This is a genomic window from Novosphingobium panipatense (assembly GCF_900182875.1).
Taxonomy (GTDB): domain Bacteria; phylum Pseudomonadota; class Alphaproteobacteria; order Sphingomonadales; family Sphingomonadaceae; genus Novosphingobium; species Novosphingobium panipatense.
This window is the reverse complement of sequence record NZ_FXUI01000008.1, coordinates 49,523-61,823: the sequence shown is the minus strand read 5'-3', so window position 1 is coordinate 61,823 and position 12,301 is coordinate 49,523. Positions and strand designations below refer to the sequence as shown.

Below are 12,301 nucleotides of genomic sequence, written 5' to 3'. Positions count from 1 at the left end.
TTAATTCGAGGATGGCGTGTCGGTGAAGAAGGCCAATCTGATTGTGCGGACGACTGCTGTGCTGCGCGAGCGCATTTTCGCGGTGGCCGAGGGGGAGCGGATCGGGTCGCTTCATGAACTGGCGCGCTCGCTTGAGGTCGGTATCGTAACCCTCCAGCAGGTCGCGCGGGTGCTGGAGCACGAAGGCGTGCTGGAAGTCCGCCGTGGCCCGGGCGGCGGGTATTATGGCGCCCGCCCCGATGCGGCGTCTCTGGAGCGGGGGCTTCACGCCTACATGCGGATGAACCCCGCCTCATACGAGGAGGCGCTCGACGTCACGTCATTGCTGTTCAACGAACTGGCCACGGCTGCTGCCCGTTGCACGGAACCGCGCCTGCGCGCCCAGTTGTCGGTTCTGGCGGAGCGGTTGCCGGAGTGTTCGACGATGAGCGATTGCGGGCGCTTCGAAGTCGAATTCCAGGAGCTTCTCTTCCGTATGGTGCGCCGCCCGCTGTTCGAGATGCTGACCCGCGTGACGCTTCAGTACTCGACCGGGCACGCCGCACCGCAGATCTCCGTTTTCGACGAAGACGGTCCCTCGTGGCGGGATGGGCGCAAGCGGATCATTGCGGCGATCCTCGCCAATGATGCGGAACTGACGCGCTTCGAGGCGAACCGGCAGAATCGCGCCGTCATTATCGCTTACCTCAACGGGCGCGGTTCAGGTGCTGGCGGCATCGGGTAGCGGATCGCCACGCAAGGCAGCGGCGAGCTTTTCCCGGTCAAGCCTTCCCTCCCACCGTGAAACCACGATTGTCGCCATGGCATTGCCCATGAAGTTGGTGAGGCTGCGGCACTCCGACATGAAGCGATCGACGCCCAGGATCAGCGCCATGCCGGCGACCGGAACGGACGGCACGATCGAAAGGGTCGCCGCCAGCGTGATGAAGCCGGCACCCGTCACGCCGGCCGCGCCCTTGGACGAGAGCATGGCGACGCCGAGAAGCAGCAGTTGCTGCCCGAGTGTCAGTTCCACGTTGCAGGCCTGGGCGATGAACAGGGCGGCCAGGGTCATGTAGATGTTGGTGCCATCGAGGTTGAATGAATATCCCGTCGGTACGACGAGACCCACGACGGCTTTCGCGCAGCCCGCCCGCTCCATCTTCTCGATCAGCGCCGGCAGCGCGCTTTCGGAGGAGGACGTGCCCAGAACCAGCAGCAGTTCGCCCTTGAGGTAGGCGATCAGCTTCAGGATGGAGAAGCCGCACAGTCGGGCCACCGCGCCCAGGATGATGAGAACGAAAAGGAGTGACGTCGCGTAGAAGGTGGCGACCAGCTGCAGCAGGTTCGCAAGGCTGCCCACGCCGTACCGACCGATGGTGAAAGCCATGGCGCCGAAGGCTCCGACCGGTGCCAGCCTCATCACGATCGATACCAGCTTGAAGATGACGACCGATATGTCTTCCAGCAGAGACAGGGCCGGCGCGCCGCGATCGCCGATGGAAGCGAGCGAAATGCCGAACAGGATCGCCACCACCAGAACCTGCAAAATGTTGTCCTGCGCGAGGGAGGATACCAGCGTATCCGGGATCATGGCGTCGACGAAACCGGCGAGTGTGCTCTCGTGCGCCTTTTGGGAATACTGAGCCACCCTGCTGGCATCGAGCGAGGCCGGATCGATGTTCAGCCCGGCCCCCGGCTGAACGAGATTGGCGACGATCAAGCCCAAGATCAGCGCCAGCGTCGAGAAAAAGAGGAAGTAGGCGAACGCCTTGGCGGCCACACGGCCGACGGTGCCGAGGTCGCGCATGCCGGCGATACCGGTGACGATCGTGAGGAAGATGACCGGTGCGATCACCATCTTCACCAGCTTGATGAACATGTCGCCAAGCGGCTTCAGCGCTTCCCCGGTGGCGGGTTGAAAGTGGCCGAGCAACACGCCCGCCGTGATGGCGATGAGCACCTGGACGTAGAGATGCGTGTACCAACGCCCCGGTGCGACAGGGGAAGAAGGCGCGGTCGAAACGGAGTGCATGGGTCGGACGTGATCCTGTCTGGCAAACGCAAGGGGCGAGACGCTTACCGGGCAAGGGAGTTCCTGTCTAATTCCACTTTCGAAAAGAAAATTTCTGCTCAAGTGCAAAGACTATCCGGATACGGATGGAGTCCATATCGCCCTGCGTTATTGGTTATAGATCAAGGTGATTCTTAAAAGATGAGCGCAGCGGCGCCCGTTTACATGATGCGGTCGCCACCCGGCATGGTTGTGAGGGAGCGATGAGCCCTTGATCTCTCGCCCGATAAGAAGCACCTTTCGACATGCGGGATCACTGAAGGCAGGAAATCGCTGTCGACACTTGCGGGGTGGCTGTGATGGGCGTGCTGATGATACCGGGCGAATATGGCACAAGACAGTGTGAACGGCCCGCCTCTACCGGGGTCGCGGGCTTGCAGGTGGCTTTGCGATGTTGCCGCTGAAGGTGGACCTGGCTTCGAGCAGCCATGAGCTCGTTCGTGTCATGCTGGTGGCTGACAGACCGGCCAGCCTGCGCAGTCTTGAAGGCATATTGTCGCTTGATAACGTGGCGCTCATCACCGCGTCCTCGCCACAAGAGGCGCTGCACCTGCTGAAGGAGCATGAAATCGCCGTGGCTGTGCTGGACGTGGAGGAGCAGGGCACGGGCAGCTTTGAAATAGCCGAGCGGATGCGGGCCGATGACGGCCTTGGCCGCGTACCCATCATCTTCATAACACACGGCGATGCGGACAACTTCCGGCGCTTCCGCGGCTACGAAGCCGGGGCGGTGGATTACATCCAGAAGCCGGTGGTAGCCGATGCCCTGCGCGTAAAAACTGAAGTATTCTGCGATCTGCATCGCCAACGCTGCCAGATTGAGGCGCAGCGGGCGGAACTTGCCGCCACCGCCAAGGCGCTGCACGAGGCCGACGCGCGCAAGGATCGCTTCCTTGCCGTCCTCGCCCATGAACTGCGCAATCCCGTGGCGGCCCTGATGAGCGGTCTGGATCTGCTGGGCCGCCCCCGGGGCATCGAGAGGGCCGACGAAATCCGCGCCCAGATGAGCCGCTTGCTGTTCCACCTGTCGCGGATGGTGGAAGATCTGCTCGACGTGGCGCGTGTCAGCGAAGGCAAGCTCTCGCTCAGGCTCGAGCGCATGGATCTGCGCCTGATCCTGACTTCGGCGGTAGAAGGAAGTCAGCACAACATTCAGGCCGCCGGACATACCCTTGTCGTCGACTTTCCCGCCGAGCCGATCATGATCGAGGCGGATCATACGCGGCTGGCGCAAGTGGTCGCCAACCTTCTTAACAACGCCGCCAAATACACACCCTCGGGTGGGAAGATCACCCTGTCGACGCAAGTGACCGGCAGGGACGTGGAAATCCGCGTCAGCGACAACGGCGTCGGCATCCCGGAGGCCATGCTGCCTCACATTTTCGGCATGTTCATCCAGGTCGACGGGCATCAGGCGCGGGCACAAGGAGGGTTGGGCATCGGCCTTGCGCTTGTTCGCCAGCTCGTTGCCCTGCATGGCGGCACGATCCGGGTCGAAAGTGAGGGTGAAGGGAAGGGCAGCACCTTTATCGTGACCCTTGCGCTGTCTCGCGTGGTGTAGCCGATCCGGCCGCGAGGGTTGATGCAGCAAACCCGAAGAGGCTAAGGCCCATTGCGGGGCGTCTTGGTCAGGCAACAACGACAGGATCTCGGTTTGCTGCGGAAGAAATGGTCAATGCGCCGCTCGGCAGGATTGCGCAGGCGAGTGGCGGGAACGCTGACCCTGGGCGCATGGATGGCTGCCGGCACCTCTCTGGCCCAGTCGGCACCGTTCGAGCTTTCCGGCCCCGAACTCAAGGTTCAAGTCACCCGCAAGGGGCAGACTCTGCCTATCGGGAGGGTACCGAGCCTGGCTCCCGGTGACACCATCATCGTCCGGGGGGCGCTGCCCGAGAACCAGAGCACGAACTTCATGCTCATGTCCGCCTTCCTGCGCGGCGCCACCAATCCTCCGCCCGAAGAGTGGATCGACATCGCGCGGATCTGGAAGTCGAAGGAGAAGGACAACACCCTCACGCTTACCGTGCCGCCCGATGCGCGGCAGCTGGTGCTGCTCATGGTGCCTGAGACCGGTGGCGCTGAAGGCGTGCTCGAGGACGCAGTTCGCGGCAAGCCGGGCGAGTTCGTGCGCGCCAGCCAGGATCTCAACCAGGCCTCGCTCGATCACTCCCGGCTGACCGCATTCATGGCGGCCATTCGCGCGCAGGACGACAGCGGACCGGAATACCTGCGCACGGTGGCGCCGGTGCTGGCGCGCAGCCTTTCGATCAAGCTGCAGGAGGATTGTCTTCTCAAGGTGATCGAGCTTCAGGCATCGTGCCTGGTGCAGAACCGCGAGACGCTGGTGCTGAACGATGTTCACACAAGTTCCCTTGCCGATACCCTGACGGGCACGCCCACGGATCTGGCGCTTCGGCTCAGCGCGACCAAGGAGGCCGGCGGCGGGTATTACAGCCCCTACATCGCGGTCGCACGCGACGTGGCGCGCATCTTCGGGGCTTTCAGCAACCCGCAGTTCAATTATCTGGCCAGCCTGACGATGCGGCAGGACGACAGGCTGTCCCTTCTGCTGAACGCCGCGCCCTCGTTCCAGAAGCCCAAGTCCGTCATGGTCGCGGCCATGCCCGCCATCGAGGCTGACATACCGCCTCAACTGCGCAGCGCGGCCAAGGGTCCGATCTGCCTGTCTGCCGGGGCGGTGCTGCCCATCGAAGGCGCGCCGCTCATCTATTCGACAGATTTTGCGCACGCGATGAAGGTCACGCTGACGGCATCCTCCGGGCAGACGGTGGAGGTGCCGGTGACCCCGCGCGCGGACAAGGGCGGCTACGTGCTTTCCGGAGACCCGTTGCCGGAATCTTTCTCGGGCGATCTGCGTGCACGGCTGCATGGGTCCTGGGGGTTCATACCCTTCGACGGGCCTGACTTCATCCTGCAGCGCCCCGGGGGCAAGGCGTGGCAGCCGGTGAGCGGTGCAGGCGCTCTTGTCGCCGGACGCAGCAACGAACTGCTGCTTGAAGGTCCCGGTCCCGCCTGTGTCGAAGCGGTGATGCTGCGGCGCGCCGATGGCTCGATGACGCCGCTTACGTGGAAGAACCAGGATGGGCGGCGCCTCAGTGTCACTGTACCGCTCGACGAAACGGCGTCTGGCGAGCTGAGCGTGGAGGTGCGGCAGCGTGGCCGCGCTACGGCGGAAATGGTGCCTGTCCAGGTGCAGAAGCGCAACGCGCCTGCCCGGCCCGAGGCCGAGGTTCTGGCCCGCACGATCTATCCGGGCTCGCCGTCGCAGGGCGCGCGCAGCCTGACGCTTACCGGCAAGGACCTGCTTCCCGACAACGGCGAGGTGGTGTTTTCGCTAAGAGGCAAGGCGGGGCTGACGTTCGCGCGCGGCGATGCGGTGGAAATTGCGTCCGCCCAGGAGGAGGGCATCGCCCGGCTCACCCTGGGCAAGGGCTTGAAGCTGGAAAGCGCCGATGTTGCCGTGGCATCGCTGAGAGCAGCGGATCTTCCAGCGGGCACGTTCGGTCCGCTCCGCTTCAGGATCGTCCGCGAAGGCAAGGGTGCACCGGGCGAGTGGCAGCCCCTTGTCACGCTCGTCCGCCTGCCGCGTCTTGAGGGCGTGACCTGCGGTGCGCAGAAGGGCCAATGCACGGTTGCCGGCCGGGATCTGTTTCTCGTCGCTTCCGTTGCCGCCGACGATGCCTTCGCTCGGGGTATCGTCGTTCAACCAGGCTATACCGGACGGACCCTGACGGTGCCGCATCAGCCAACCGATGGTTCCCTGCGCTTGCGGCTGCGCGATGATCCGGCATCTGTCATCCGCCTGCCCCTCGACCGGTGAGAAACGGGCGGGGCGCTGCTATCGGTTAAGGGCGATCAGCCAATCGGGGCTCAACCCGCCCGGCGTGCGGCATCCCAGTTGGCCGAGAGCGGCTTCGAGTTCGGCGCGCAGAATCTGCAGCATATGCGCGACGCCCGGCAGCCCGGCGACCGCCAGGGCATGCATCTGCGGCCGCCCTACGAGCACGGCCTGTGCGCCCAGCGCCAGCGCCTTGATGATGTCGGTGCCTTGCCGCACACCGCCGTCAAGCAGCAGCGGCACCTCTCCTCGCGTTGCGTCGATGACATCTGGAAGCATGTCCAGCGCACTGGGAAGACCGTCCAGCACACGCCCGCCATGATTGGAGAGGATGATGCCGTCCACGCCTTCGTCCACCGCCCGCGCGGCGTCCGCCCCCAGCAGCAAGCCCTTCAACAGCAGCGGGAGGCGTGTATTCCGCCGGAGCCACGCAAGATCGTCCCAGCCGGGGGCGGCGTCGGCCAGAGGTGTGCCGAAGAGGACCTGGCCACCGGGGGCCGCGGTATGCCGGGCCTGCGGCAGCCCGGCGAGGTTCACCGCCGACACCCCCTTTGGGAGCGTCATGCCCGTCGGCTTCAGGGCGGCGTCGATGGTCAGGACGATCGCCTCGTACCCTGCGGCTTCGGCACGGCGAACGAGTTGCAGGCTGTGCTCCCGCTCCGGCTGAAGGTACAGCTGGAACCATAGCGGAGCAGTGGCTTTGCCCAGTTCGGCCGCCATGCTCCGCGCTGCGGCTGCGACCTCTTCCAGGGAAATGCTGGCCAGCGTGCTGACGATCATGCCGGTGTCGAGCGCAGTGGCGGCACGGACGCAGGCCAGCTCGCCTTCGGAATGAGCGATCCTCTGGTAGGCCAGGGGCGCGAGGAGCAGGGGCGCCGCGTGCCTGCGCCCGAGCAGGTCCGTCGCCGTGCTGGCGCCCTTCAGCTTGACGAGCGCGCGCGGCAGCAGGCCGAGTCGATCGAACGCTCCCCGGTTCTGGCGCAGCGTGATTTCCCGGCCCGAACCCTGCTGTATGTGAAGCCAGGCCTCTGCAGTAAGGTGCGCCTTTGCCCGCGCCTCATAGTCGGCAAGGGTGCGCAGGTCCTCCGGTATGCTTTGTAAAGGAGGCAGCGGCGCCATCATGTCGCTGACCACTGGCGAAGAAGGTTATGATAGACCTGCGTCAACGTGTCGACCGATGCGTGCTCCGGATGGTCCGTGGCAAGCGACTGGATCGCACCGTCCAGTTCGAACATCAGCCGCCGCTTTTCTGCCGAGGCGACGAAGCTCTGGGTCCAGAAGAACGAGGCGAAGCGCACCCCGCGCGTGACCGGCGCCACCCGGTGCAGACTGGACCCCGGATAGACGATGAGGCTGCCGGCGCGGAGCTTGGCCGTGCGGGTGCCGAACATGTCCTCTATCACCAGTTCGCCGCCGTCGTACTCCTCGGGGTCTGAGAGGAAGAGCGTGCTTGAAACGTCGGAGCGCAGGTGTTCCCCCGTGCCCGGGACGGGGAAGATGGCGTTGTCCACGTGGTTCCCGTAATGCCCGTGGCCGTCGTAGCGCGAGAAGCGCGGCTGCAGCACGCGGGCGGGCAGGGCGGCGGCAATGAACAGCGGCGTCTGCGACAGCCGGTTCAGCACCCGCTCCGACAACTGCCGCGCCACAGGGTGATCGAGGGCAAGCTGTTCGTTGTCCTTCACCCGGGCGGCCCGGTGCCCGGCCGTGATGCGACCGTCGCTCCAATCGGTAGTTTCCAGCGCCTGACGGAACTCGCGAACTTCGGCGGCATCGAAGAGTTCGGGTATCTCTATGACCATGGTGTTCCTATTCCACCGGCGTCGTCCGCTGGCAATCGGAGCCGGCTCTCAACGGGATCGGGCCGCGCCTTGGGAGGCGTCTTCGCGGACCAGCATGTCTTCCAAGGCAGGGCTGATCCATTCCTCCACGGTCGCTCCGCTGCGGGTCAGTGCGCGTACGCGCAGACCTTCCCGGACAGCCAGCGTCCGCATTGACGCCGGCGCATGGACGCTGAGGGCGGTGGCCCAGGCATCGGCCCACATCGCGGAGGAATGGATGACGCTGACTGCCATTGCGTGCTCGACGGGAGCGCCGCTTCGCGGATCTATCGTGTGATGACCCCGGACGTAGTCGCCGGAGGTGGCGACCGCGAGTTGGTGGAGAGCGACGCGCAGGGGCGCTGCCATGTTCGAAGGTGTCTCAAGGTCCACCCACCAGGGATCTCCGTCGGGCCGGAGCCCGCGACCGACCAGTTCGCCGCCGATCTCCACCAGCGCATGCCCGTAGCCGTGATCCTGCAGGAGAGCGGCGAGCGCATCTACCGCAAAGCCCTTGGCTATGCCCGAAAGGTCGAGGTGCAGGCCACCTGGCTGCCGCAGGCGCCGCGAGGCGGCCTCGAAGGCGAGATGGTGGAAGCCCGATCGTGCCTTCGCCGCTGCTATCCCGGCGGGCGTGGGCGCGCCGGTTGCCCCGACCGGCCCATGGCCCCAGATGTCGACGAGCGCGCCGATCGCCGGATCGAAGGCGCCGCCCGACCGTTCCGCCACGTCAAGCGCGGCCTCCATCACAAGGGCGAAATCGGACGGCAGGCCGACCCACTCTCCGCCAGGCGCCGCGTTGAAGCGGGTGAGCACGGAATCGCAGCGCCAATGGCTCATCTGCGCCAGAATGTCCTCGAGCCGCCCTTCGATCGCCGAGGTCAGGCCCGGAAGGTCAAGGTCGGCGCTGCGGGGAAGCCGCACGCGCCAGGTCGTGCCCATGGTCTCGCCGTCCACAGCGATGACCGGCAGGCCCTGGCGCCAGGTGGCGAAGCAGCCCGGATCAATCTCATGGGGGACGGCGAGGCGCATGGCAGGCTCGTCAGGGAGCCACGACTTCCAGCGTGGTGGTGAAGCTCATGCGGCGGGTGGACGCGCGCTTGTCCTCGGGCTTGGCGTCCTCCGCGCTGGCGCTGAGCCAGTGCCAGCCGGCAACCGGCCATTTCACCGCCACCATGCCGTCCGCGCCGGTCGTCAGTTCCTGCGCCTCCTCGGCGCTGCGATACTTCTTGCCACCCGGGACTACAGTAACCTTCACGCCGGCTGCAGGCTTGCCGTCGATGAGGAAGCGGAAGCGGGCCTCTTCGTCGGCAACCAGTTCGGAAGGGTGCGTGACGGGATCGAACTCAAGGCCCTTGCCGGTCAAAGCGATCTTCGTAGGCGCCCCGGCGGTGACGTAGACGTAGTTGCGGGCGGTATTTTCAGCGAGCTTGATATCCGTGGCGTTGGCCGGGATCTCGGCGGGCGTCGCGACGGCGTTGGTCGCACCGGCGGGGCGACGGCCGCCCACGCGCCACTGGTCGGCGCCCAGCTTGAACGTCCCGGCGATGGACACGCGCTCCGTGCCGATCTTCCAGGTGCCGGGCTTGTTCACGGCCACGTCGAAGGTGCCGCGATAGCGTCCCTTCGCCGCGTTCTCGATCTGGCCCTTGCTGCCGTCGGGGGCCCAGACGGATATCTGCGCAGGGTCCATCGCCACGTGATCGGGGTAGAAGAGGTCGTTGGAGACGGCGGCATCGACCGTCACATACTCCTTGGTGGTCGCCAGGTTGCTCGTCGAGGGCAGAAGCCACATGCGATGAGCGAGAGCGGGCGTGGCGAGCACGGACGAAGCCGCGGCCGCGATCAGGATGGTGCGAAGGCGCATGTGTGTTCCCCTTGAGTGATGCAGATGTGTCAGCGAATGGTGATCGAGCCGAGTTCGGTCTTGCCCGAACCGGAACCCTTGCCACCCACCGTGAAGGGCACCGAGACGAGTTCGCGCCCCCCCGTTTCCCGTGCAGCCTCGACCTTGAGCACGTACTGGCCCGAGGGGAGGTTCGTCGGTATAGCTACGGTGTAACGGCCTGGCCCGCGGGTGGCGCCGCTCACGCCGTCGGCAGGCAACTTGAGCGAGCGGCCCCCCTTACGCCACCAGGTGCGCAGGTCGGCCAGCCACTTCGTGCCGGGCTCGTTGCCGCGCTTCTTGACGTCGTACCACACGAACAGCGTCCGCGCGGCGCCCCCGGCAGCCGGCTCCAGCCAGCCGGCGACGTAGGGGCGGTGATACTCGGCCACCTTGATCTGCGGGATCGTGATCGTGACCGACGCCGCCAGCGCGGGCGTGGCGATAGTACCGGCGGCGAGCAGGGGCAGGGCAGGCAGGATCTTCGATCGTGTCATCGCGGTTCTCGTCAGTGAATGAAAAAGAGGGCCAGGAGCAAAGGGACAAGCAGGCTCAATCCCACGAGCGGCCAGGTCGTTGGACGGTGCCGGGCGTGCAACTGCAGCAGGAACAGGCCAGTGATCGTGAAGAGGAGGCAGGCGCCTGCGAAGATGTCAATGAACCACGACCACGCGCCGCCCGTGTTGCGGCCCTTGTGAAGATCATTGAGGTAGGAAATCCATCCCCGGTCAGTGCTTTCCGACTGTACGTCGCCGGTCGTGCGGTCGATGCTGACCCAGGCGTCCCGGCCTGGACCCGGCATCGCCACATAGACTTCATCCTCGCCGGACCAGTCCGCCGCGCGCCCGGTCGGATCAAGGTGGACGGCCTGGGCGACGGCCTCCGCGACTTCCGGGGGGAGGGGCGCGGTCGATCCGCCGGCGGCGGGAAGCCTTGCGAGCAGGCTTTGCGGAAGTCTGCCCTCGTTCTGCGTGACCACCGGCTCCGCGCCGATCGACGCGGCGTGATTAAGCGTGATGCCAGTCACGGAAAAGAGAAGCATGCCGATGAGCGAGACTGCGGCGCTTACCCAGTGCCAGGTGTGTAGCTGCTTGAGCCAGAAAGCGCGCCGCTTTTTGCCCTTCTTCACGTCCGCAACCGGTTTCGGGCGCAGCGCATTGCGTTGGTCGCCGATCGCCGATCCGCCAGCCCGAGAGTTCGCGGGGTGTCGTTCAAGGGCATCGGCAGTCTCCAAATTCGTTTCCTTCAGCTTCAGCGGACAAGAGGGGCAGGACTACGGGTTTGTTTCCCGCACGTTACTGTCCCTCTGGACGGCTTCGTGTGTAGTGTATATGCAAATCACTCGCAATAGAGGTTGGCTGGAGGTTACAATTGGCGACAGTTGCCGCGCTTGCCCCGGAGAGGCCTGACCATTCTCCAGCCGTTCCCGAAGCGCGCCTTGCGTACGGGAACACTGCGGCAGCGAGCGATGCCGATCCCGTTCTCGCTGGTCTAGCTACCGAGCGATCGTGCTACAGTCCTGCCCGCCTGAACCTGTCTGCCGTCGTGGCGTCCGCAGCGATGCTCGGCGCTCTGGTCGGGGCGCTGGCGACAGTGAACGTGGTGGGCAAGCACGAGCAGCGACCGCATCTTTCTGTCGTGGAAGTGCGGGAGCTGGACACGACACCGCCGCCCCCGCCCCCGGAGCCAACCCGCCTCGAGAGGCCGAAGCCTGCCATGATCGAAACGGCGGCGCCGAAGCCGATGATCGAGCTGCCAAGTTCAGGTCCGACGCAGATCATGACGGATGCACCGCCGCCGCCGACACCGGCGCAGGTCACACCGGTACGCGAAAGCACAATGCCCGTCGCGCAAACACCGTCCGCCCCGTCGTCGGGCCGTGCGGCGAGCACGCTCGAAGGCGGTGACCTCTCCAGCCGGGTGCTCTCGGCGAAGCCGCCGGTCTACCCGGTCGAAGCCCGCCGCGCCCGCGAACAGGGCGTAGTGAAGCTTCTCGTGCTTGTCGGAGTGGACGGGGAGGTGAAGGATATCGCCGTGGCGTCGAGCAGCGGCAGTTCGCGCCTCGACACTGCGGCCCTGAAAGCGGTCCGGCGGTGGCGCTGGGTTCCGATGATGAGCAACGGCCTCGCCACGGCCGTGCGGGGGTATGTCACGATACCGTTCGTGCTGACGAAATCCTGAGAAAGCCGCACCGGCGGTCGGGCCGGGGGCTGCCGGGCAGGGCTCTCGGACGGGGGTCAGCGCTCCTGCAGCGCGGTTTGCAGGCGCTTCATGGCCTCTTCAAGCTGTGCGGAGCTGTACGGTTTATCGAGCCTGGCGGCAGGCTGATGTTCAAGGCCCTGTTCGAACCCGCCACTCGCAATGGCGACAGGCACATTGCGCTCGGCCAGTTCGGCGATAACAGGATGCGCCTTCTCGCCCGCAAGGTTGAGGTCGATCACGGCCACGTCGTAATTGCCGGCGGTCGCCCCTTCGAGCGCGGCGGAAAGCGTGGCGTAGGGTCCGACCACCTCGCAGCCGAGATCCGCGAGCATTTCTTCCAACAGCATCGAGACGAGGAATTCATCCTCGGCCACCAGCACTCGCATGCCTTCAAAATCGGGTACTTCGTTCGGCACTGTGCTGTCCTTCAACTTGCGTCTGCGACAACGCCCTGCGCCGTGCCGCTATAGGCATCGCATGATGCC

Annotated in this window: 12 protein-coding genes; 4 read left to right on the top strand and 8 right to left on the bottom strand. The window is 65.5% G+C overall.

Annotation, left to right across the window (positions count from 1 at the left end):
- Positions 1-22 precede the first annotated feature (22 nt).
- Positions 23-724 (top strand): transcriptional regulator, encoded by a 702-nt coding sequence (locus QOL62_RS13255; protein ID WP_346770692.1) that lies wholly within the window; start codon positions 23-25, stop codon positions 722-724.
- Here QOL62_RS13255 and QOL62_RS13250 read toward each other — a convergent pair.
- Positions 701-2,014, bottom strand: a complete 1,314-nt coding sequence (locus tag QOL62_RS13250) for a dicarboxylate/amino acid:cation symporter (RefSeq protein WP_283406617.1) — start codon at positions 2,012-2,014, stop codon at positions 701-703. The genes QOL62_RS13255 and QOL62_RS13250 overlap by 24 nt on opposite strands.
- Before the next feature lie 430 nt (positions 2,015-2,444).
- On the opposite strand from QOL62_RS13250, the gene QOL62_RS13245 reads away from it, so the two are divergent.
- Positions 2,445-3,614 carry a hybrid sensor histidine kinase/response regulator gene (locus tag QOL62_RS13245; protein ID WP_283406616.1) on the top strand — a complete coding sequence of 390 codons (1,170 nt, stop codon included), beginning with the start codon at positions 2,445-2,447 and terminating at the stop codon, positions 3,612-3,614.
- 114 nt (positions 3,615-3,728) lie between these two features.
- Entirely contained in the window at positions 3,729-5,894 is a 2,166-nt protein-coding gene (locus QOL62_RS13240; RefSeq protein WP_283406615.1) for a hypothetical protein, read from the top strand.
- A gap of 18 nt (positions 5,895-5,912) precedes the next feature.
- Here QOL62_RS13240 and QOL62_RS13235 read toward each other — a convergent pair whose 3' ends face one another.
- The 6 genes from QOL62_RS13235 to QOL62_RS13210 are packed head-to-tail and all read right to left on the bottom strand — an operon-like array spanning position 5,913 to position 10,767.
- Positions 5,913-7,034 (bottom strand): alpha-hydroxy acid oxidase, encoded by a 1,122-nt coding sequence (locus QOL62_RS13235; RefSeq protein ID WP_283406614.1) that lies wholly within the window; start codon positions 7,032-7,034, stop codon positions 5,913-5,915.
- Complete coding sequence (locus QOL62_RS13230; RefSeq protein ID WP_283406613.1) at positions 7,031-7,711, bottom strand: Fe2+-dependent dioxygenase; 681 nt, start codon at positions 7,709-7,711, stop codon at positions 7,031-7,033. The genes QOL62_RS13235 and QOL62_RS13230 overlap by 4 nt, the downstream gene beginning before the upstream one ends.
- Before the next feature lie 48 nt (positions 7,712-7,759).
- Positions 7,760-8,761: an FAD:protein FMN transferase gene (locus QOL62_RS13225; RefSeq protein ID WP_283406612.1), complete on the bottom strand. Its 1,002-nt coding sequence runs from the start codon at positions 8,759-8,761 to the stop codon at positions 7,760-7,762.
- 10 nt (positions 8,762-8,771) lie between these two features.
- Complete coding sequence (locus tag QOL62_RS13220) at positions 8,772-9,596, bottom strand: DUF4198 domain-containing protein (protein WP_283406611.1); 825 nt, start codon at positions 9,594-9,596, stop codon at positions 8,772-8,774.
- 29 nt (positions 9,597-9,625) lie between these two features.
- Entirely contained in the window at positions 9,626-10,111 is a 486-nt protein-coding gene (locus tag QOL62_RS13215; protein ID WP_283406610.1) for a DUF2271 domain-containing protein, read from the bottom strand.
- 11 nt (positions 10,112-10,122) lie between these two features.
- Positions 10,123-10,767 carry a PepSY-associated TM helix domain-containing protein gene (locus tag QOL62_RS13210; RefSeq protein ID WP_379511665.1) on the bottom strand — a complete coding sequence of 215 codons (645 nt, stop codon included), beginning with the start codon at positions 10,765-10,767 and terminating at the stop codon, positions 10,123-10,125.
- 218 nt (positions 10,768-10,985) lie between these two features.
- Here QOL62_RS13210 and QOL62_RS13205 point away from each other — a divergent pair, with 218 nt between their 5' ends.
- Positions 10,986-11,795 (top strand): energy transducer TonB, encoded by an 810-nt coding sequence (locus tag QOL62_RS13205; RefSeq protein WP_283406609.1) that lies wholly within the window; start codon positions 10,986-10,988, stop codon positions 11,793-11,795.
- A gap of 56 nt (positions 11,796-11,851) precedes the next feature.
- On the opposite strand, the gene QOL62_RS13200 is transcribed toward QOL62_RS13205, so the two are convergent.
- A complete protein-coding gene (locus QOL62_RS13200) occupies positions 11,852-12,232 on the bottom strand; it encodes a response regulator (protein ID WP_283406608.1) in 381 nt (126 codons plus the stop codon).
- Positions 12,233-12,301: the final 69 nt, after the last annotated feature.